We start from the raw sequence: 22,202 nt of genomic DNA on the forward strand, positions 1-22,202 counted from the left end.
GAAGAAAATGAAAACAGACTTAATTGACGTCATTGATTCGTACGCTAAGACTAAACCGGATGACGTCGTCTACCACTATAATGATCAAATAAACACGTATTTGGATCTAAAGCACTACTCAGATGCATTGGCAAAGCATCTGGACGAGATGAGGCTGCCAAATAATCGACCAATTTTAGTTTTTGGCGATAAAAGTTTTGCCATGATTGCAACATTTCTCGCGGTTATTAAATCAGGGCACTCATATATTCCGGTTGATGTTGATTCGCCGGATGAACGACTAATTTTGATTAATAAGATTGCGCAACCGGTCGCAGTCATTGCAGTTGATGATTTACCGGTTAATTTAGGTGAAGTTCCAGTGATCTCAGCGCCGACCCTTAGTGACATATTTCAACAACCGGTTGATTATCAGGTGACTCACGCTGTAAGCGATGATCAAACGTTCTACATTATTTTCACTTCTGGAACAACGGGTGTCCCTAAGGGTGTTGAGATTAGTTACAATAATTTATTGAGCTTTGTGACCTGGATTGTCGGCACTGACTTTAATTTACCGGAAAATTTGCAAATGCTGCAGCAACCCGCCTACTCGTTTGATTTATCGGTTATGAGTTTATACCCAACGCTGTTTAAGGGTGGCACCTTGCATGTCTTGTCCAAAAAGATGACTGATAATTTTCTGGTTCTCTTTACAGCATTGCCAACCTTATCAATTAATGTCTGGGTATCAACACCTTCGTTTATTAACATTTGCTTATTGGAGCCTTCGTTTAATTCAACTAATTATCCGCAACTCAAACACTTTTTATTTTGTGGTGAAGAGTTGACGACCAGAACTGCCAGAATGTTAAAGCAAAAGTTTCCTCAGGCACATATTTTTAACACGTATGGGCCAACTGAATCGACGGTGGCGATTACTCAAGTTGAAATTACCAATGAGATGATTAATGAGTTTGATCGGCTGCCGATCGGTTATATCATGCCGGGGATGCACGCACGAATTATTGATGATGATGGCAATCCGATTTTGGATGGATCTCAAGGCGAATTGCAGATTTTTGGAACCAGTGTTTCTCACAACGGCTATATCAACAATCCTGAAAAAACCAAGAAGGTTTTTTCAATTATTCATGGTCAGAATGCTTATCGAACCGGAGATATTGCCAAGATTCGGCAAGATGGGCTGATTCAGTATTTTGGTCGGCGAGACTTTCAGGTTAAAATGAATGGCTACCGGATTGAGCTTGAAGATGTTGCAATTCTTGTGGGAAAACAAAAGTACGTTAAGCAAACGGCAGTTGTTCCAAAGTACAATGCGCAACATCAGGTATCGGTGCTGATTGCCTACATTGTGCCAAATGAAAATCACTTTAATAGTGAGCTGGAATTAACGGCGGCTATTAAGCGCGATTTAAAAGAATCAATGATGTCATACATGATTCCCCAAAAAATTATTTATCGGAAATCATTGCCGCTAAGCAAGAACGGTAAGATTGACATTAAATCAATGATTAACGAGGCTAATTCGCAATGAGATGGTATATTCCGTATGGAAATCCAACGTACTTCATTTGGCTCGCCGTCGCATTAATTCCATTGATGCTTGGCTTGCTATATGGGCATCGATTTCGTTGGTGCCAGACTTTAATTTCACTGTTCTTTTTGATATTAACTTTTGGTGGTCCTAATTGGCACACGGGGATCGCACTAATTTGTTACCTGGCCTATCAGATTGTGTTGGTTGGCGCTTATTCTCATTATCGGCAACGAAAATCATCAGCGAATAAGGGCTGGGTGTTTGTCTTAGCAGTTGTTTTGGCGATTGTGCCATTGATTGTTGTGAAGGTGACACCTGCAATTCAATCTGGAAAACAGTCAATTATTGGTTTTCTTGGGATTTCTTATATTACGTTTAAAGTGGTTCAAACGATTATGGAAACCCGGGATGGGATTATCAAAGATTACCATCCGGTTGTCTTTGCCCAGTTCTTGCTTTTCTTTCCGACAATTTCCTCTGGACCGATTGACCGATATCGCCGATTTGTAAGTGATTATCAGAATGTCCCCGCTCAAAAGGATTATCTTGATTTGGTTCAAACGGGGGTTCACTATGTTTTTCTAGGGTTTCTTTACAAATTTGTTTTGGCATATTTTTTCGGAACGGTATTGATGCCCCAAATTCAGTTTGCCGCGTTGATGGCCCACGGATTTTCTTGGTACATTGTCGGTTATATGTATGTTTACAGTATGGATCTGTTTTTTGACTTTGCCGGATATAGCTTGTTTGCGGTTGGAATTAGTTATTTAATGGGCATTAAAACGCCGATGAACTTCAATCAACCATTCAAGTCGAAGAACATTAAGGACTTTTGGAATCGTTGGCATATGACATTGTCATTTTGGTTCCGTGATTACATTTTTATGCGGCTGGTCTTCTTTATGATGAAGCATAAGACATTTAAGAGCCGCATCACAACGGCCAACGTCTGCTACATCATTAATATGTTAATTATGGGATTCTGGCATGGTGAAACGTGGTTCTACATTCTCTATGGCTTACTTCATGGATGCGCGTTAGTCGTTAATGACACTTGGCTGCGCTACAAGAAGAAACATCGTGACAAGATTCCACATAATAAATTGACGGAGTTATTTGCAACGTTTATCACATTTAACTTTGTTTGTTTCACTTTCCTGATATTCTCAGGATTTCTCAATACGCTATTTTTTGGACCAAGTAAATTTTGATTTGGATACTAAATTAAGTTAGGGGCTGGAATTTATGGATGATGTAAAAGAAACGGTACTTTCAATTTTAAAGGATTTAACAGGTGAAGATTTTTCAACTAAACTAGATGAAAATTTGTATGACAGCGCGCTTTTGGACTCAATGGGGACCGTTCAGCTTCTATTGGATTTACAGGATAAGTTAGGGGTTGAGGCACCAATTTCAGAGTTCAACCGATCTGAATGGGACACACCAGCAAAAATTATTGCGAAAGTTGAAGCGACAAAATGACAATAAAAAAGCGTTTATTTGAAATTTTTGGGCCAATTTTATTTGCAGCAGTGTTAATGTTTGCCGTGTTTTTGTCACCGTTTTGGATAAAATTCAATTATGTTAACCCCAGAGTTCAGAGGAATGCCGCTGCTTCATTATCACCATTGGTCTTAAAAGGACAACTTATCAAACGAAGTGCATTAGAAAATCACTATGTGCCATTTTTCGGTTCTTCAGAATGGTCGCGGTTTGACCCATTTCATCCGTCTGTGCTTGCTGCCAAGTATCATCGATCATATCGACCGTTTTTACTCGGTGCTCGGGGAAGCCAGTCACTCACACAATTCTTTGTCATGCAGTCAATTAACCATCAAATGCGGAACAAAAAGGCGATCTTTTTCATTTCGCCACAGTGGTTTGTTCCGATGGGTGAGGACCCTAATGCATTTGCCTATTATTACTCCCCATTACAAGCAACGAGTTGGATCCAATCAGAAACCGGATCGAAAATGGATCGTTACGCCGCTTATCGTCTATTGCAAATGCCTTCGGGGAATTCTGATAACATCATTTCTTCAGCTTTGGCAAGGATTGCGGCAGGGCTTAAACCAACGTCATCACAGATGTTTTACATTAACTATCGTCACCAGGTGCTGCTAAATGAGGATCAAATCTATTCTCGTTTTAGAATTCCCGCTAACAATGCCGTGACGATTTCTAAGGATGCCAAGCAACTCCCACGGACGGATAATAATCAGCGGCTGGATCGGTTAGCTGGTCAGATTGGTAAACGTCAAACCAATTCAAACCGCTTTCTGATTAACAATCAATTTTGGAATCGACGGCTCAAACATCATGTTAAAAAGTTAAAGGGATTTCAGTCGCAAATGAGCTTCCTTAAATCACCCGAGTATGGTGACTTTCAACTGGTTTTAAATCAATTTGCTAAAGACCACACCAATGTTTTGTTTGTGATTCCACCGGTTAATCGACGGTGGCAAGCATACACCGGATTATCAGCAAAGATGTTGGCGCAGTTCGATAAAAAAATTACGTATCAATTGCGTTCTCAAGGATTTAACCACATTGATGATTTAAGTCGAGATGGCAACATTGACTATTTCATGAGCGATACCATTCATCCGGGTTGGCGAGGATGGTTGAAAATGGATCAAGCCATTGACCCGTTTTTAACGAAAAAGATTAAGACGCCACATTATGTCATTAATAAGAATTTTTATTCAAAAAAATGGCAGCAGACAGATACGAATTTTGATTAAAACGATAGCTGGTGGATTATCATGATAAAAAGAGCCAAGATTGAAAGAACGTTACTGCTTTTTTTATGTGGACTGCTATCGGCCGGATCATTTGCAATTCATGGATTAATGGCGGGGTACAATCCCGTTTTGAAGATCAGTAACCAGCGTTATGACGCCCAGATTGTTAAACCGTCTAAAACGAGTGGTTATCCGATTTATTATTCGGGACCTTATTTCACCAGTTCTAGTTCACGAACAGCTGATAGCAATAGCAGTAACTATTCAAATGATTATGTCAGAGTGATGCAGACAAAGACAACCAAGACGGGAACTTATGCGAAGTTAAGATTGTTCAATCAAACGATTGGTTGGATGAACATTAAAGGACTCAAAAAAGCAACTTTGACACAGGTGGCTAATGCAACGATGAAGCAGAATGATGTCAGTGGAAGTGCATTGTTGGCTTCTGCGGGCAGTAAACACACCGTTATCGTGAACAATGGTTTTGCTAATCGTACCAAAAAGTTGGCCAATACCAGCAATGGCTCGGTCGTTTATCCTTTAGCATCGCTGCAAAAGTCCATGACGGCTGCAATGATTCAACAGTTAATCAGTCGTGGCCAACTAACACCGACGACCAAGTTAAGCAATTTTTATCCTCAAATTAAGGGTAGCGGCAATATTACCATCAAACAAATGCTGTCAATGACTTCGGGGTTAGACAATGTGGATATTGATCCTAGCAAGGCAATGACTGAAAGCCAAGCCTATGCCAGTATGGTTAAGCGGGCCAATGCAACCGGGAAGACGACGTTTGATTACAGCGACGCAAATTATGTCTTGTTAGCAGGCATTATTGCCAAAATAACCAAGCAATCTTATGCCCAGAACCTGCAGACCCGAATTTTGAATAAGGTGAAGATGACGCATACGTTCATTGTTGATAATGGCAAAGCACCTTCAACCCCAATTGCACTCAGCTATACAAGGAATGGTCAAACAGACTATTCAAGTTATCAGACGGCTTCATTGCCAAGACTGTCGGCAATTCCGGGAGCAGGTAATTTATTAACAACTCCCAGCGACTATTATCAATTTATTTTGGGCCTCCAAAACGGGGCGATTCTGACAGCTCAGCAATACCAACAATTGTTAAGCTATGGGTCGGTCTATTCCGGTGGGCTGTACGTGACGCAAAAGGGCGTAAAATACAATAATGGTTCTTTTGGCGGGCAGAATTACCACTCGGGTTATTTTGCAACGACTGGTAATTATCATTTAGCGATTGTCTTTGAGAATCAAGATCCAAGCAACATGACGCCAAAAGCATTTGTTAAAAAGATGTATCAGGTGGCAACGTATTATTGAGCAATTAAAAAAGATGGCAGTCCAGACAAATTTCAGTTTGCCTAGGCTGCCATCTTTTTATGCCCTTAAATAGTTGCTGGAGAACACAAACCGAAAACTAATGACAGGTTGACCGCGGATAATTGCCTCAAATTACATGATGTAACCTGACGTAAAACAGACATTGCTTGTTTTTGTGATCTATTTATTACTATCGTAAAAGTAAATCTTGCAAGATAATTTCAATCACATCACTGAATTTGTATTAAGAATATTTTTTAGTACAACGACCAGTTTCTTCCTTCTATCAGGACTATTTTGATCTATCTCAAAAGGAGGTGACAAAATGTTTAATCAGAAGAGGCTTGATATGGAATGGGAAAAGATGAAAGAAAATCGCAATTTTTGGATATATGAGTTGACTTTCTGGATTGCATTAGATTCTAATGGGCTGCTTTCACCATCAACGTACGATGATGAAAATTGTGCTTTTGTGGCGCTGTTCATAATCGGAATGCTCTTCATCAATTTTTACGTTGCCATTAAACTGTATGGAAAATAGCGAGCTGAGCGAAGAGACAAAAAGGATCACGACAAAATTTAATTGTCCTGATCCTTTTGTTCTTTGAAATTTCATTTATTTCTTTGGAAATGGTGCGTATGGTTTCATATTGGTATCGGTTCGAATGACCATAACATCACAGTGGGCATTACGGTTAACGAATGATGAAACTGAACCCTCAAGCACCCGTTGCAGGCGACTCATGCCAGTTGCTCCCATGACAATCAAATTTGATTTGTGATCGCGTGGAAATTCGAAAGCAATGACGGTCTTGGGATTGCCGAATCGGATATGGATGCTGATGTCATCAACACCAGATTCTTTCTTAATTCGATCGGTTAGTTTATTCAAATAGTCAGTGGTGTCTTCAACTAAATTGTTGATGACGTCACCATCCACCATGCCACCGTAATTGTAACCATATTGAGTTGTGCTGAGTACGTGAAGAACATCTAGGTGGGCGTTGTTGTTGTGAGCAATCAGGGCACCCTTTGCTAGTGCGTCTTCTGATTGACTGGATCCATCAACTGGTACCAGGATGGTTTTGTAATTGGCTTCCATAATGAAGCGGCCTCCCTTTGCGGTAATTTTATGTTAATTATATCACTAATTTCGAGATGGGATAATAAACTCCGCAGTCGCCAAGATATGGCTACGCATGACATCCTGTAATTCGTTTAACCAAAAACCATTTTCCAATGGTAACTTTGAATCCAACGCAAAAACTGATAGGTGGTAATTATGAACTTTATCAGGAGGATTTGGGCCATTATAATGCCAAGCCGTTTTTGGATCCTGATTGCCGATTAAACCACCAGCAGTACTATTGCGACCTTGAACCATTGGGACTTTTAACGTTTGACTATTATTGGCCGGAATTTCGGTAACGTCCGGTGAAATATTGGCTGCTGTCCAATGGATCCAGGCAAAGCCGCCAACCGGCATGGCATCCCAGTCAATCAAAGTTAATGCTAAAGATTTTGCTTCTTTTGGCACATCAGTAATTTGAATTGGAAATGAAACGATTGGCTTATCATCGATAATATTGTCAGGTGAAGCGTATTGATTGTATTTGTCTGCTAAGAGACCCTTTGTTAACGGTACTTGAACTTTCATGTGTTGATCCCTCCCCACTTCCATATTATGCCACTTTGCCGTTAAATGTAATTAATTGTTTTTGTCATTTTACAAATTGAAGAATATAGTAACCTTGGCTGTTAGAAGTAATGGTGTAATTCACGTAACCTGCTTTCAGCCACTGCTGCTTGGTGGCGTTTGCCCAGTTTTTGGCGTCCTGAACCGAAGCAAATGTATGGTTTGCTGAAAATTGATCTGCAGTCTTGTTCTTTTTAGCTTTGGGGCCGCTCGGCTTAGCTGGCTGCCTTGTCCCCACGTTGTTGAGTAAAGTTTGTTCTCGGGATTTGACAGTTTTGTTGACCTCTTGGTTGATTGACTGCTGGAATTGTTGGCGTTGCTGGGATGTAATCCCATTATTGTCCGCCTGCTTCAATTTAGAATTAAAGGCGGCAATTCGATTTTTCTCCACATCATTGGTCAAAGCACCCTTGGATTTTTTGTTTTCGATTGTCTGCTCTGATTTTTTGATGGTTTTGGAAATGGTAGATGACGCGTTGTTGGAACTGGACGATTTTTGATCGCCCCGAGTTAGAAACCAGTTAACAGAAAACGCGATTGCCAAGGCAATTAGCAGAATCAAAAGGGCAAACCACCAGCCACTGTATTGCTTCTTACGTCGTCGGCGCCTCGTTTGCTCAGAGTTGAAATCATACTTCTTATATTGTGGTTCATTGTCATGCCTATTCACATTAATACCTCATTTGTATTCTTGTTGCACGTTAATCCTATTGCATATATTATAACAGAAAGCCAAATGCTTGTATTTTTGGATGGAGGAAAGAAAAGAATGATTAAACCTAAAATGACTGTTAAACCCTTTTCAAGCCTGACAACGCAGGAGTTATTTAAAATCTATCAGTTGCGGGTGGCGGTCTTTGTTGTCGAACAGCAGTGTCCATATCAAGAAGTTGATGATGACGATTTAAGATCGTTTCACTTAATGCTGCAGGATGACGACAGATCCTTAATGGCATATGCCAGGATAATTCCTGAAAAAAATCAAACCGTTGCTCGGATTGGCCGGGTGATTGTGGCGCCTGATTTTCGGAAAGCGGGGTTAGGCCGGTATTTGATTCAAGCGGCAATTAATCAAGCAATTAAATTAATACCCTACACTAACAAGATCGTGTTGGCGGGTCAAGCTTATTTGAAAGATTTCTATCATTCATTTGGCTTTCATGACGTAAGCGACGTGTATTTGGAAGATGACATTCCTCATATCGACATGGAAATGGTCATTTCGAATCGACATGGTTAGTTCAGAACGATTTCGATAGACAAAAACAATGCTTAACTGCATGGACTTCTTATTCGGGCTAGACTATAATAATGAGTAACTATTAATGAATCTTTAACTCTGGTCCCGTGAGGCCAGTAAGAGTCCGAAATTAACCCGGGCAATTTTTGGGTTGAAATCCATCATCTTACTGGCTGTACAGACAGGGATGGTGGATTTTTATTTGCCGTCACCGTGGTTCGGTTTAAAGATTCATTAGCAAAATTAAACTTATCCCAAGAATTCTGGTTCAAATGATGAGTCATTGTTTGAGCGGGTTATTGAGATCGAAGCTTAAAAATATAATAGGGGTGGCAAAATTTAATGGCAGATAAAAATGAGTTTCATGACGACCGCGCAATTTTGGACATTCACGATATGCCGCCGTTTTGGCCGTGGGTCGGCTTATCGTTGCAGCATATGTTTTCAATGTTTGGATCAACCGTTATTGTGCCATTGATTGTTGGCTTAAGTCCAAGCATTGCGTTATTTGCTTCAGGTGTGGGAACATTATTACATATCATGATTACACAACGCAAAATCCCAGCTTACATGGGATCCAGTTTTGCGTTCATCATTCCGATGGCCTCACTAATGAAAACAACTGGATATTCAGCTGTCGGTCAAGGAATTGTTGGTGTCGGGATTGTTTATATGATTGTCGCAACAATTATCTGGGCAATTGGATCGGATTGGGTGGATAAGATTTTACCACCGATTGTTGTTGGCCCAATTGTCATGGTCATTGGCTTATCCTTGGCTGGTAGCGCCGCTAATGATGCCATGATGGGAAATACAAAGCAGTATCATTTACTGTACTTTGGCGTCGCCTTGGCAACTTTATTTTTAGCTATTTTATTTAATATGATGTTTAAAGGTTTTATTGGATTGATTCCGGTACTGTTGGCGATTGTCTGTGGGTATATCATCTCTGTCTTTTGTGGCCTGGTTGATCTTCATGCCATTGCGGTGGCCCCGTGGTTTAAACTGCCAGCCTTTGAGATTCCCGGATTATCCTATCATTTCAAAATTGATTGGGCGGCGATCCTATCAATTACTCCGATTGCCTTTGTGACCATGACTGAACACATGGGGCATATTATGGTATTGGATGAATTAACCGGTCGCGACTTCTTTAAAGATCCTGGCTTGAACCGAACCTTGGCTGGTGATGGTGCGGCCTCATTATTTGCCGGACTTGTTGGGGCACCTGCCATGACCAGTTATGGTGAGAATATTGGCGTTATGGCCATCACCAAGATTCACAGTGTCTACGTTTTAATGGGGGCGGCCGGGTTTGCCATTCTGTTTGCCTTTGTTAATAAATTGAATGTGTTGATTATGCAGATGCCGATGCCAGTCATTGGTGGGATTAGCTTCCTACTATTTGGAACCATTGCGACCGCCGGGATTCAAATTATGGTGGAAAATAAAATTGACATGGGTGTGAAGCGAAATTTGATGATCGCGTCGACGGTCATGGTGATTGGTGTTGGGAATGCTTATCTGCAAATTAAGAGTTTCCAATTTACCGGTTTGGCCTTCGCAACTATTATTGGAATTGTTTTGAATCTGATTTTGCCGCAGAAGGCGGCCAGTGAAAAAGAACATGAAGCTAAATTGGCGTTGGATAAGAAGCTTCATGAGGCCTCGCAAAAAGCTTCAAAGGCTAACAAGGACTAACTGAATTTAGGTCATTTATCAACTTTTGCAACGAGAATTAAATTGCGGTAAAATATGCGCTAAATGTCAGGAGGTTTTTGTATGCAGGAACAATCAAATCAACCACAAGTGATGTATCACCATGCTAGTCATTCACTAGATTTTCAGGCAGCTAAGGAATTGTTTGTTGAATATTCAAAAGTGATGCATCTTGACCTTGGGTTTCAAGACTTTGCCGATGAATTAAAGGCTTTACCCGATCGGTACAGTGGACCAAAGGGTGACTTGATTTTGGCGACGGTGGGTGACCAGCTGGCCGGTTCGGTTGCCGTTCATGAATTTAAGCCCGGCATTGCAGAAATGAAACGATTGTACGTTCGGGATGCTTTCCGGCATTTAGGGATCGGCCAGGAACTGGTAGCTCGCATCTTAGCCAGCGCAAAAAGTTTGGGCTATCAGTCGATTCGCTTGGATACGCTGGATAAAATGCAATCAGCCATCAAACTTTATGAAGCCGCCGGGTTTAAAAATATTCAACCATATCGGTTTAATCCCTTAGCCGGCGCAGAATATATGGAATACCAATTTTAAAATTAGGGGAGTTATCATGCCATTTTTAGCCATATTGCTTGACTGCTTAACGTTAGGCGCCTATTTCTTTCAGCTGCATTTTGGATCACCATTTATTTACGTTTTGGGGATTGGGTTACAAATTATCGTGACGTTGATTCAGCTGGGATTTTGTTTCTCATACAAGGGTAAACGTTACCGGAATCCTTGGATATTCGGTATTTTCAAGGCAACCATTCCTTACTCAATTATCATAGTGTCAACCGCCGTGAACGGGATTATGGTGATAATGTATGGGTTTAACTTATTTGGAATTAATAGTGTGATTTTTACCGGATAGTGACCAGATTCAGTTCTTTGACCATTGCTTTCTTAAAGGTGAGTGAATAAATGACGACTTATGGTGCTTTTGGGATTATTAAGAATACTCAAAACCAAGTTCTGTTAGTTAGAAGACGAGATTTCCCGTTGTGGGATTTGCCGGGTGGTACCCGACAGCAAGGAGAGTCTTTTGAGGACTGTGTTTGTCGTGAAATCCGTGAAGAAACTGGTTTAACCGTGACGATTAGTGTCTGTGTTGGCCAATACTTTCGTCCATTACATCATGATAAGCAGGTCATATTTATGGTTAAATTAAGAGATGTTAATCAATCACTTATGACAGAAGGACCCGAAACTAAGCGGTTGGCTTATTTTTCCATTAATCAGCTGCCTAACAATTTGGTTGCCCTTCGGCGTCAACAAATTCGGGATGCAATGATCCATAAGCACGGATTGCAGGTTATTGAAAAAGAAAACCGATTGTTATATTCGCTGGAACAAGTTATTCGGAAACTAAGCCATTATTTTCAAAAGCACTAAAAAAACACCCTTATCGACACTTTTCTGCCGGTAAGGGTGTTTTTGGACAATATTGAGACAAACTATCTGAAAATAATAAATCTTGGACCGCCAAATCCATGACCATGATGAGGACCGGGGCCGCCGAAACCACGGCCACGAGGCCCATGAGGACCACCGAATCCATGGTGATGGTGGAAGCCGTCTGGTCGATCATCGCGATCAGGAAGTTTGGCTTTGAGTGACCCATTTAATTTATCGAACAATGTGTTTAACTGATCGACTTCTTCATCGGAAAGGCCGTCAAAAATTGAATTAATCAAGTCATCTGAGGAACCTTCGTCAGTTTCAATTGCCTTTTTTCCTTCATCCGTTAATGAAACGTTGGTAACTCGTTTGTCATTTTCGTCAGGGGTCCGGGTGATCAAGCCGCGATCTTCCAACTTGGATAACAATTCAGTTAGTGATGATGGTCGAATATCTAGAATTTCAGCTAGTTGTGATTGAATCAAGGTACCTTCTTTAGCCAAAACGTGCAATACCCGGTGCTGGCCTCTTAATTGATAAGGGCGAGCTGAATGCCGGGCTAGCCGTTGTGAGCCGTGAAGGAAACCAAAGATTTTTCGTAATAACTCATTTTTGTCTGTCATATGAAAATCTCCTTCGTGATTGATGCGGTTGAACAAACCAGCTGGTTCAAGTAGAAAAACTGACTCATTCAAACGACTCTGTTAGTTTGCTTAGGTACCTAACAATGAGTAGTATAGCTGGCCCAAGATAAAAGGTCAACGATTTTGTTTCGGTACCTAATAATATAGTTTTTGAAAAATGGGTTATTAAAAATGTTTGACATTAACGTTGCGTTAACCCGTATTATTTTAAATGAAGGAGGTGAACCGGTTGTCTTATACCATCAAGGAACTTTCAAAGTTAACAGGTTTAACGCCACGAACACTGCGCTATTATGAATCTTTGAATTTGCTGAAACCTAAAAGAAACCAATTATCGAATTACCGGATTTATAATGATCAGGATGTTAAACTCATCCAGCAGATTATGATTTTTAAAGAGATGGATTTTGAGTTGAAACAAATTGAGAGAATTTTGAAATCACCCACTTTTGACTTGCTGACGGAACTCGAAAAACAAGCAGAGTTTCTAAAAGCAAAACAGGTGCACTTAAATGCCGTTATTAACAATGTTGAACAAACGATTACAGAACAGAAAGGATTAACAAAGATGACAGATCAAGAACGATTTAAAGCACTGAAACAAGGGCAAATTGATCAGAATGAGGCCATTTATGGTTCCGAAATTCGTGACCAGTATGGGGATAAACTGATTGATGCCAGTAATCAACATTATCAATCATTGGATCAGAAAGAAATGACTCAACTAACAAAAATTGAACATCAATTAATTGGTGACTTAAAAACGATTCTGCGGGAGCCGGATAAAAAAGAGACTCTTGCATCTCAAATCTTTAAACTGCATCAAGCATGGATTCAAATTATAATGCCAAATTACAGTTTACAAATTCACCGAGGCATCGCTCAAATTTACTTAAGTGATAAACGTTTTCAGGCGTATTATGATCAAAAAGCCGGATCTGGAGCAACAAAGATGCTCGTTGGAATTATTATTCGTTATACACATTAAGAAGCCTAAAATTAATTAAACGAGGTGCCGATACGACAAGCTAATGCTGTCATACCGGCACCTCGTTTAATTGGAACATCTGGTTTGATTCGGATTAGGTTACTAACGATCATTAACACACAGCCGTTTAATTGCCTCAGCATAAATTTCCATGGCTTTAAACATTGATTCCAACGCCCAATTTTCGTTTACCTGATGCATGAAATCCGGAGTTCCCGGCAGCATTGCCCCATACGCCACACAATGATGCATGGTTCGGGCGTAAGTGGCGCCACCAGAAATTTGAGGTGGTGTTTGATCACCTGTGATGTCTTGATAAACTGTCATTAGCGTTTTGACCAAGTGACTGTCAGTTGGAACATAGAGTGGTGCCAAGTAATCATAGGGTTCATAGTGCAGGTCATATGGTGCAATTTTGTTTGCCAATTTTTTGATCAGCTCATCCCGATCAATTGTCACTGGAATCCGCATGTCAAGCTGCATTCTGGTTTCATTTTGATCTATTTTGAGACTGGAAATATTAACGGTCAAATGACCTGACTGCTGATCCTCAATATTACCGAGAATATTGGCTCCAGTGGCGTCTTCTTTAAAGTGTTTACCAAGAAAATCAAGTGGCTGGCTTGGAAAAACTTGATCTAATGCCATTGCCAACCTTAGGACCACGTTAGTTCCCTGTGGTGCGTTCATCGCATGCACTGATTTTCCAATCACGGTGAGACCATCGGTGCCAAGGTCTTGATAGTCAAAGCCTTGCTGATCTAACGCTTGTTTAACCTCAGCAATTTTGGGACCGTTGTAACTTGCCTTGGCAGGGACAGCATTGAAGGCCCCTTGTAAGTCAATTGATAAGTCAGCTTGGCCAGGTCCAACCAAGTAAGCCTGTTCCAATCCCTTTTCCGCGTAAATTAGCGGAAACTCGGCATCCGGGGCAATCCCCAGATCAATTGGTTTTTCGTTGGCGTTATAAACTTTCATGTCACGCCAGAGTGATTCCTCATCGGTTCCAAAAATAAAGCGAATCGTTTTATTGAATTGGTATCCTTGATCCATTAGTGATTTAACCGCAAACATGGCAGCCATCGTCGGACCTTTATCGTCTTGGGCTCCCCGACCATAAATGTGATCGTTAATGACCTTGGCGTGGAAGGGATCGTGATCCCAATCATCCGGGTCACCAGTAGCAACAACGTCGACGTGGCCGATAATGCCAAAAATTTGTTCACCCGTTCCGATTTCTGCGTAACCATAGTTGCCATTGGGGTCTTTATAGGTCTTGAAACCATTCTCACTGGCAATTGTTAATACTTCAGTTAACGCAGCGTCGATTCCCTTTCCAAACGGAGTTGTCGCAGTAATTGTTGCTTCATCGTAAACGGATGGCTGATTAATTAGTCTTTTTAAAGCTTTAACGGCGGCTTGCTGCACTTCAGTGATAATAGTTGTCATATGAATTGCCTCCTAAAACGGGTTATAAAAAGTGGCTGGTTTTGCGTCATTACAGTAAGGCTAGCACACTCAGGAAAATCATGGTTGTGATTAGTAGGTAAATCATGAGTTTAAACATGAATTTCCACCAAACCGTGATGTTAACATGTGCGATTGCAAGGGCACCCATTACAACGCCGGATGTCGGCGTGATCAGGTTTACCCAGCCGGATGCGCTTTGATAGGCAGTCACGACTAAGCTTGGATCAACACCGGCAAATTTACCCATTGGACCAATAATTCCCATGGTTGCGGCTGCTAAACCGGATGTTGACGGAATCAGGAATGACATTGGAATGTAGAAAATGTAAGCCAAAGTGATGAAGACAGCGGAGTTTAAGTTTGAAAGTCCCATTTCGCCCCAGTGAAGGACTGTGGCTGTAATGTTACCATCATTCATGATCACTTGGATCCCGCGGGCAACGGCCACGATAATTGCAACACCCAAGAATTCGCCCATGCCATTTAAAAATGATGTCACAAAGGCCGATTCTTTCATTTTAAAGACAAACATTACAACTACTGCCATCAATAGGAATAACGTTGTGATTTCTGTAAAGTACCATGAACCAAATGGGACTAAATGAGAACCAACCAGGCTGCCAAGGACAGGGATTCCCTGAAGCCATTTTGTGAAGCTGACAAAGAATGTCCATTTTTCATTGATTTGGTCCCAAGGGATTAGCCCCATAATCATGATCAAAAATGTAATGCCAAACAACCAGAGAACCAGCTTTTGACGAGTTGTCATTTTGGTGCCGGCCTCATCCCGGTTATTCAGCGCAAAGCGTTTCAGATCTTCTTCACGTTGCGCAAAGACCAATGATTTGCCAGGGTGCTTTTCAATCTTGGAGGCATATCGATAAACATACAGAATACTGATAATCACAACAATAACCAGAAGGACAATTCGAGAAAGAATGCCATCACCCGGTGAGATATTGAGGGTCTGTGAAGCGACTCCGGTTGCAAACGGGTTAACAGTTGACGCCAAGCAACCAACTTGTGAGCCAACCAGGACAATCGCAACGGCAACCAGTGAATCGAAGCCAACGGCAATCATTACTGGAATCAACAGCGGATAAAAGGCAATGGTTTCCTCGGCCATGCCGTAGGTCGAACCACCCAGTGCAAACAGGATCATCAGCAGTGGAATCAAGATCTTTTCTTTACCTTTGTATTTTTCCACAACACTGGCGATACCATCATCCAACGCTCTGGTTTGATTGACAACGCCCAGGAACCCGCCGATAACTAAAATAAATAGCGAAATCGAAATGGCACCTTCTGTTTTGTCATTACCGATCATTCCGTAAATGGGTGCGGAAAAGACATCCCAGATTCCCTGCGGATTAGCAGCCACCGCCCGATAAGTGTGGGCGATAATGTTACCTGCTTTGTCGGTTGAATACTGGCCTGCCGGAATCATCCAGGTTAAAAGTGCGACGAAGATAATAATTAGAAACAGAATGGTATATGCGGAAGGCATCTTAAAGGTTTTCTTAGGTGGCGTTTGTTGATTTTTCATGGTTGTCACTTCCTTTTCTTATTCTGATTTGATTTTACAAAAGACTTATTGATTTTCCGTGAATAATGTTTGAATGTTTATATCCAAATTCACAATCAAATCGTAAAAATGGTGTTGGTCATAGTTGACGTTAAGTCATGAAAGAACTGGCAGACTGGAATTTGGCTGATCATCGTCCAAATAATATGAAGAAAGTTTGCTCAGAATTCGAAAAATTTTGGATCATAAGCTTAAAAGAAAGCCGAAGAAGGGTGACAAGTGATAAACTAATGGCAAATAATATTTGGAGGACGAACTTATGAAGATTGTTGATTTAGATGGTTACGGACTCAATCCTGGTGATTTAAGCTGGGATGGGTTTAAAGCACTAGGTGATTTTACCAATTACGATCGGACGGCTGATGGCGATAATGATAAAAAAGTCGAACGCATTGGGGATGCTGAAATTGTGCTCACAAATAAGACATCTCTAAATAAACAGGTGATTGACGCGGCACCTAAATTGAAATATATTGGCGTTTTGGCAACCGGATTTAACGTGGTTGATTTATCAGCCGCAACGGATAATAACGTGGTTGTGACCAACATTCCAAGTTACGGAACGGATGCCGTTGCTCAGCACACGTTTGCCTTGTTGTTGGAAATTACCAATCAAGTCGGGCTACATGCACAAGCTGTTAGAGATGGTGAATGGAGTGCCAGCACGGACTTTACATTTTGGAAGAAGCCGTTAATTTCTTTAACCGATAAAACTTTGGGAATTATTGGATTTGGCCATATTGGTCAGGCGGTTGCCCAAATTGCACATGTCTTTGGCATGAACGTGATTTTTTATAATCATCACGAAAAAGAGGTTCAAGTCGACTGGCTAAAGCAGGTTTCTTTGGATGAATTGTTAAAACAATCGGATGTGATTAGTCTCCACACGCCACAGACGCCGGAAACAACTGATCTTATTAATCAGGAGACAATTGCTAAAATGAAGGATGGCGCGATTATTATTAACACAGCGCGTGGCGGCCTGCTAAACGAACAGGACGTTGCAGCTGCATTAAATAGCGGTAAATTGTATGCACTGGGGGCTGACGTGGCCTCTCAGGAACCAATTAATGCTGACAATCCATTGCTAACTGCTAAGAATGCCTATCTCACACCGCACATTGCTTGGGCACCAACCGAAATTCGGGAACGGTTAATGGGCATTGCCGTTGATAATTTGAAAGCTTATTTGGCTGGTAAGCCGATAAATGTTGTGAATAAATAATTTAGTTTTTAAAAATCGATTTTTTTGATGACGATGATAACTGTCACTTACTATTCAACACATTAAGGCACTTTTAGAACGAATTAAGTTCAAGAAGTGCCTTGGTGTGTTTTTGCTTAATGGGCTGAGACAAAAGTAATTTATTCCAGCCTCTGTTCGTGTAAACACGATTGTTACCGAGTGAAAACGCGGGACAAAAGGCAACTTCCGGCCGTGTAGGGGCTTTTGTCCCGCTTTGGTTGTTTTGAAAATGTGAATTTATTTAAAACAAGCCCCTGAACTGTTATATAATTGAGATACTATTTTTTGAACGGAGGATGATAAACATGCGCTTTTTACATACTGCTGATTGGCACATTGGTCGGCGCCTGCACGGCTTTGATTTAACCCAAGAACAGCAAGCGGCATTTAAACAGATTGAGCAGATCGCTTTGGATGAGAAGGTTGATGGCGTGATCATTGCCGGCGATTTATACGATCGAAGTCTGCCGGCTGAATCCTCCGTTGCTCAGCTAAACGCAATGCTGCAGCAGTTGAATTTAACTGACAAATTACCCATTTATGCGATTTCCGGTAACCATGACAGCGCGACTCGATTGGCAACCGGAACGCCTTGGTTTAAGGACACACATTTTTATATGCATACTGATTTAAAACAGGCATTTACGCCGGTTGAATTACCGGATACACAACTTTTTCTATTACCCTATTTTGAACCATTTGCGGCCCAAGAATACTTCCATGATGAGTCGTTACGAACGTTGGAACTTGCGTTTAAGCCAATTGTCGAAAAAATGGTTGCCCAATTTAATCCAGCTAAAAAACATTTATTGGTGGCGCATTTCTTTGCTGCCGGCAGTGAGCAGACCGAATCCGAAACCAAGTTAACTGTCGGTGGTTTAGCAGCCATTCCGGTGTCAATGCTTCAGGATTTTGACTATGTTGCGCTGGGACATTTACACGGAAAAGATGCCCTGCACGCGAAAAAAGTTCGATACAGCGGGTCACCCGTGAAGTTTTCCTTATCCGAAGCCAATCAGCAAAAGGGCATTTGGATTGTGGACACCGATCCGTTTGAACTCACCTTTAAACCATTAAAACCTTTGCGTGACGTCCAGCAGCTGACCGCTTCTTTTGCTGAATTAACTGATCCGACCTTCTATCAGCCTCTGGATCGCGATAACTTCTTTGGAATGACCATTACTGATAACAAGCCCATTCCTAATTTACTAACCAGTCTGCGGAAAATTTATCCCAATATTGTTTCATTAGCCCATACCGATGATTATGATACCGGTGTTGGCTACAAGGGAGAAAGCGGCGCCCAAATACGCAAGCAGGATCCAATGGATTTATTGAGCCATTTTTACGAATCAGTCGCCAAGGAACCATTGACAGCTGATCAACGGAAATGGGCCACTGACGCTTTGAAGATCGCTAACGAAGGGAAGCAATAGCCGTGAAACCACTAAAATTAACGCTGAAGAATTTTGGCCCTTACGAAAATGAAACGATTGATTTCACCAAATTAAGCGCGGCATCGGTCTTTTTAATTTCTGGTAAGACTGGAAGTGGAAAAACGACGATTTTTGATGCAATTACGTTTGCCCTGTATGGTAATGGTACAAATAATGACCGTGAAATAGACATGATGCGTTCTGATTTTGCCGATCCTGATCAGCCGACAGAAGTCGATTTAAGATTTGAACATCAAGGAAAGGTTTACGAAGTTGATCGTCAACCTAAGCAAACTCGAAACAAACAGCGTGGAGAAGGCCAAAAAGAATATGCCAGCAAAGGAAAATTAGCGATTTTTGATGCTGATAAGAAAATTGATGAAATTACCAAGCTGCAATTAATTAACATTAAAATAGAAGATATTTTACAGCTTAGCCGTGATCAGTTTATTCAAATTGTGTTACTGCCGCAGGGTGAATTTCGTCACTTTCTAGACTCAGATAGTAAAGATAAGGAAATTGTCCTTCGAAGAATCTTTCGGACCCAGCTGTTTCAGCGATGGAGTGATGCGCTTAGTGACAAGTTAAGGCAACAGAATACCAAGACCAGTGAGGCCCAGGACGCGATTACTCGGGATTTGTCAGCTGTTCAGTGGTTGGACGGTGCGCCAGAAGATATTCAAAAGCAAAATACGGAAACCCAGATTGATGTGCTTAGTGACCAGCAAAGTGACGTTAACCGTAAGTTGAAGCAACTCGAAAAACAACAACAGGACGCGCAACAGGCGGTTGAAGTTCAAACTCAAAAATTAAATGACGATCAAAAGATGAATGCAAAAATTGATGAGTTAAATCAGCAGCTGAAAACGCAAGCTGACTTGCAAAGCCAAAAGAAAAAATATGAGCACTTACAAAAGCAGATCGATCAGTTGACGTGGGTAAAGAATTATCAACCGAAGTACCATGATTTTCAACGATTACAGGGAACCATAACTGATTATCAAGCGCAACTAAAAGATAATGCAGACCAATTAAAGCAGCAAACGATTAGCGAACAAGCTGCCAAGGATAGCCAAACCCGGTTGCAGGATCAAAAAGATAACCAGAGTCAACGGCAAACTGAAAAATCAGTGTTGCAACATCAACGGCCGGCTTTTGAAAAGGCGACTGAGCTGGAAAGGCAAGTCGAGCAGGCGGCTAGGGTGACGGCCAATCTTCAGCAGGAGTTAAAAAAACAACAGGCTCAAGTTGATGACCTGACCAGCCGAGATCGAAAGATTAGTGACGATCTTAAACAGCAATCAGCGCTAAACCAGCAGCTCACCCGATTAAATCAAGAGCAAAACAATCTGGAAAGTGCCAAGAAGCAACTTAACCGGTTATTTAAAGATCAAAAGAACAATCAGCGGTTAGCCGATCAGATAAAAACGGAACAAGCTGAGAATCAACAACTGACAGTGCAGGTGACCCAACAGCAACAGGATTATGATCAGTTACGTAATAACTGGCTACGTAACCAGATTGCCAATTTGGTCAGTCAGCTTAAGCCGGGTACACCCTGTCCGGTCTGCGGCAGCCCGGAGCATCCTAATCCCGCTGTCGTCGCTGATTTACCAAGCGTTTCAGATGAACAGATGAAGGCGGCCGAAAATGACCTGCAAAAGGCCAAGACCCGGTTGAGTCGGCAACAAGCGTCAGTCACAGAACAGACCGATCTTTTAGGCCGCCAGCAGCAACAGTATCAAGCAGCCTTTGATGACACCGTTCGTGATTTGGCGGCTCAAAAGTTAATTGACGCGGACCAGACTGAACTAAATGAGGTCATCAAACAGGTCAAGGATTGCATTGCTCGTTACCAAGCAACCAGTAAGGACGTTGAAACTTCTGTCAAAGCGCTAAATGAAGAGGCCAACCAGCAAACCAAAATCCAAGAAGAATTAACTGCCAATACGGCGGCCGCTAAGCAAGCGCAAGATCGGTATTATGCTGCCCAAAGTCAACAACAAAAGTTGGCCGGCCAATTGGAAACGGCTAAGGGAAGTTTGCCGACTCAGTTTAAAGATTTGGCGACCCTGGATCAGCGAGTGGCCGAGTTAACCAACTTAATTGAAAAATACGACGCTGAAGTTGCCGCTAACAATCAGCAGCTTCAAAAAATTGAAAATAGGATTTCGGCATTGCATGCAACCGAGAAGACCGTTAATCAGGAACTGGAAAATACCAGCAATGACTTGGGTAAAGTCCAAACTGAGTTAACGGCAGCTATTCGGGCGCATTTTGAAACCGAAGACTGGTCTGTCTTTACAGCACTGTTACCGGAACTAGCCAAGTTATCCCAGTACCAACAGGCCATTCAGGATTACCATGAGCAACTTCAGCGGATCGAGACAATTATTGCCAAAGATCGGCAGGATATTGGTGACCATCAAGTCGTTGATTTAGCAGCCGAAAAGGACCGCTTGTCGGGATTGGCAACAACTCGAGACGAGCTGAAAAAACAATTTGGTGAGCAACATGACCAGGCACTGCGCAATAATGATAATTTGAAGCGGATTAAACGGAACTTTAAAAAGATTCACGATCAACAGGAAATGATCAATCAATTGCAATTATTGGTTCAAACGGTTAACGGGAGTGGGGATGCTAAGCTCGGTTTGGAGCGCTATGTTCTCCGGGCGCAATTAGTCGAAATTCTCAGAGTTGCCAACCAACATTTAAAACAACTGAGTTCAGGCAGATACACATTGAAGTTGCACAAAGAGGCCGGTTCCTATCAAAAGAATACCGGCTTGGAAATTGATGTGGACGATTTTAATGTTGGTCAAACCCGTAGTGTTCATACGTTGTCCGGCGGTGAAAGCTTTATCGCGGCACTTAGTTTGGCACTTGCACTGGGTGAAGTTATCATGAGCGAGTCCGGTGGGATCAGTATTGACACGTTATTTGTTGACGAAGGGTTTGGCTCTCTGGACCAGGAATCATTGAGCATGGCAATGGCGGCACTGGAAAATATCGAAAGCAGCAGCCGGATGATTGGGATCATTAGCCATGTCACCATGCTCCAGGAACAAATTCCCTATCAGTTGCAAGTGAAACCGGAAGGCCAGGGAAAGAGTAAGACGAAGATTGTGGTGCCATAAAAATGG

The 22,202-nt window shown here is 41.7% G+C and carries 21 protein-coding genes; 15 read left to right on the forward strand and 6 right to left on the reverse strand.

The features are described from left to right. Window positions 1-7: 7 nt before the first annotated feature. From dltA to FC85_RS13730, 6 genes are all read left to right on the forward strand, one after another. The gene (gene dltA, locus FC85_RS13705; RefSeq protein WP_057866080.1) at window positions 8-1,537 is read left to right on the forward strand and encodes a D-alanine--poly(phosphoribitol) ligase subunit DltA; all 1,530 of its coding nucleotides are present in this window, start codon (window positions 8-10) and stop codon (window positions 1,535-1,537) included. Then, complete coding sequence (dltB, locus tag FC85_RS13710) at window positions 1,534-2,751, forward strand: D-alanyl-lipoteichoic acid biosynthesis protein DltB (protein WP_057866081.1); 1,218 nt, start codon at window positions 1,534-1,536, stop codon at window positions 2,749-2,751. Before dltA ends, dltB begins: the two co-directional genes overlap by 4 nt. A 34-nt stretch (window positions 2,752-2,785) precedes the next feature. Beyond that, window positions 2,786-3,022 carry a D-alanine--poly(phosphoribitol) ligase subunit DltC gene (gene dltC, locus FC85_RS13715; protein ID WP_057866082.1) on the forward strand — a complete coding sequence of 79 codons (237 nt, stop codon included), beginning with the start codon at window positions 2,786-2,788 and terminating at the stop codon, window positions 3,020-3,022. Then, on the forward strand, window positions 3,019-4,284 hold the full coding sequence (gene dltD, locus FC85_RS13720; RefSeq protein ID WP_057866083.1) for a D-alanyl-lipoteichoic acid biosynthesis protein DltD: 1,266 nt from the start codon (window positions 3,019-3,021) through the stop codon (window positions 4,282-4,284). The genes dltC and dltD overlap by 4 nt, the downstream gene beginning before the upstream one ends. A 21-nt stretch (window positions 4,285-4,305) precedes the next feature. After that, window positions 4,306-5,634, forward strand: coding sequence for a serine hydrolase domain-containing protein (locus FC85_RS13725; RefSeq protein ID WP_057866084.1), 1,329 nt, complete (start codon window positions 4,306-4,308; stop codon window positions 5,632-5,634). A gap of 325 nt (window positions 5,635-5,959) precedes the next feature. Continuing rightward, the gene (locus FC85_RS13730) at window positions 5,960-6,175 is read left to right on the forward strand and encodes a hypothetical protein (RefSeq protein WP_057866085.1); all 216 of its coding nucleotides are present in this window, start codon (window positions 5,960-5,962) and stop codon (window positions 6,173-6,175) included. A gap of 75 nt (window positions 6,176-6,250) precedes the next feature. On the opposite strand, the gene FC85_RS13735 is transcribed toward FC85_RS13730, so the two are convergent. The 3 genes from FC85_RS13735 to FC85_RS13745 all read right to left on the reverse strand — a co-directional run bounded on the left by FC85_RS13735 (window position 6,251) and on the right by FC85_RS13745 (window position 8,000). Next, on the reverse strand, window positions 6,251-6,736 hold the full coding sequence (locus FC85_RS13735; RefSeq protein WP_057866086.1) for a universal stress protein: 486 nt from the start codon (window positions 6,734-6,736) through the stop codon (window positions 6,251-6,253). A 45-nt stretch (window positions 6,737-6,781) separates the two neighbouring features. Then, a complete protein-coding gene (locus FC85_RS13740) occupies window positions 6,782-7,291 on the reverse strand; it encodes a YbhB/YbcL family Raf kinase inhibitor-like protein (RefSeq protein WP_057866087.1) in 510 nt (169 codons plus the stop codon). Window positions 7,292-7,355: 64 nt separating this feature from the next. Next, window positions 7,356-8,000: a hypothetical protein gene (locus FC85_RS13745; protein ID WP_057866088.1), complete on the reverse strand. Its 645-nt coding sequence runs from the start codon at window positions 7,998-8,000 to the stop codon at window positions 7,356-7,358. 99 nt (window positions 8,001-8,099) lie between these two features. Here FC85_RS13745 and FC85_RS13750 point away from each other — a divergent pair, with 99 nt between their 5' ends. From FC85_RS13750 to FC85_RS13770, 5 genes are all read left to right on the forward strand, one after another. Next, window positions 8,100-8,570 (forward strand): GNAT family N-acetyltransferase, encoded by a 471-nt coding sequence (locus FC85_RS13750; RefSeq protein ID WP_083485145.1) that lies wholly within the window; start codon window positions 8,100-8,102, stop codon window positions 8,568-8,570. 342 nt (window positions 8,571-8,912) lie between these two features. Beyond that, window positions 8,913-10,271 (forward strand): uracil-xanthine permease family protein, encoded by a 1,359-nt coding sequence (locus tag FC85_RS13755; protein WP_057866089.1) that lies wholly within the window; start codon window positions 8,913-8,915, stop codon window positions 10,269-10,271. An 81-nt stretch (window positions 10,272-10,352) separates the two neighbouring features. Next, the gene (locus FC85_RS13760; protein WP_057866090.1) at window positions 10,353-10,841 is read left to right on the forward strand and encodes a GNAT family N-acetyltransferase; all 489 of its coding nucleotides are present in this window, start codon (window positions 10,353-10,355) and stop codon (window positions 10,839-10,841) included. 16 nt (window positions 10,842-10,857) lie between these two features. Continuing rightward, complete coding sequence (locus FC85_RS13765) at window positions 10,858-11,160, forward strand: hypothetical protein (protein ID WP_057866091.1); 303 nt, start codon at window positions 10,858-10,860, stop codon at window positions 11,158-11,160. 50 nt (window positions 11,161-11,210) lie between these two features. Next, entirely contained in the window at window positions 11,211-11,681 is a 471-nt protein-coding gene (locus FC85_RS13770) for an NUDIX domain-containing protein (RefSeq protein WP_057866092.1), read from the forward strand. A 62-nt stretch (window positions 11,682-11,743) separates the two neighbouring features. Here FC85_RS13770 and FC85_RS13775 read toward each other — a convergent pair whose 3' ends face one another. Further along, window positions 11,744-12,310 carry a MarR family winged helix-turn-helix transcriptional regulator gene (locus FC85_RS13775; RefSeq protein WP_057866093.1) on the reverse strand — a complete coding sequence of 189 codons (567 nt, stop codon included), beginning with the start codon at window positions 12,308-12,310 and terminating at the stop codon, window positions 11,744-11,746. 250 nt (window positions 12,311-12,560) lie between these two features. Here FC85_RS13775 and FC85_RS13780 point away from each other — a divergent pair, with 250 nt between their 5' ends. Beyond that, window positions 12,561-13,319, forward strand: a complete 759-nt coding sequence (locus tag FC85_RS13780) for a MerR family transcriptional regulator (protein ID WP_057866094.1) — start codon at window positions 12,561-12,563, stop codon at window positions 13,317-13,319. 102 nt (window positions 13,320-13,421) lie between these two features. Here the strand turns inward: FC85_RS13780 and FC85_RS13785 are convergent, their stop codons facing one another. Both FC85_RS13785 and FC85_RS13790 read right to left on the reverse strand, forming a co-directional pair. Further along, the gene (locus FC85_RS13785; RefSeq protein ID WP_057866095.1) at window positions 13,422-14,768 is read right to left on the reverse strand and encodes a M20 family metallopeptidase; all 1,347 of its coding nucleotides are present in this window, start codon (window positions 14,766-14,768) and stop codon (window positions 13,422-13,424) included. Window positions 14,769-14,817: 49 nt separating this feature from the next. Continuing rightward, window positions 14,818-16,335: a YfcC family protein gene (locus tag FC85_RS13790; RefSeq protein WP_057866096.1), complete on the reverse strand. Its 1,518-nt coding sequence runs from the start codon at window positions 16,333-16,335 to the stop codon at window positions 14,818-14,820. Window positions 16,336-16,633: 298 nt separating this feature from the next. On the opposite strand from FC85_RS13790, the gene FC85_RS13795 reads away from it, so the two are divergent. The 3 genes from FC85_RS13795 (at window position 16,634) to FC85_RS13805 (ending at window position 22,196) form a co-directional block, all read left to right on the forward strand. After that, a complete protein-coding gene (locus FC85_RS13795) occupies window positions 16,634-17,599 on the forward strand; it encodes a D-2-hydroxyacid dehydrogenase (protein ID WP_057866097.1) in 966 nt (321 codons plus the stop codon). Window positions 17,600-17,925: 326 nt separating this feature from the next. Further along, window positions 17,926-19,056 carry an exonuclease SbcCD subunit D gene (locus FC85_RS13800; protein ID WP_057866098.1) on the forward strand — a complete coding sequence of 377 codons (1,131 nt, stop codon included), beginning with the start codon at window positions 17,926-17,928 and terminating at the stop codon, window positions 19,054-19,056. A 2-nt stretch (window positions 19,057-19,058) separates the two neighbouring features. Continuing rightward, the gene (locus FC85_RS13805; RefSeq protein WP_057866099.1) at window positions 19,059-22,196 is read left to right on the forward strand and encodes an AAA family ATPase; all 3,138 of its coding nucleotides are present in this window, start codon (window positions 19,059-19,061) and stop codon (window positions 22,194-22,196) included. Window positions 22,197-22,202 lie beyond the last annotated feature (6 nt).

Origin of the sequence: Lentilactobacillus diolivorans DSM 14421 (genome assembly GCF_001434255.1) — a bacterium.
Classification (GTDB): Bacteria; Bacillota; Bacilli; order Lactobacillales; family Lactobacillaceae; genus Lentilactobacillus; species Lentilactobacillus diolivorans.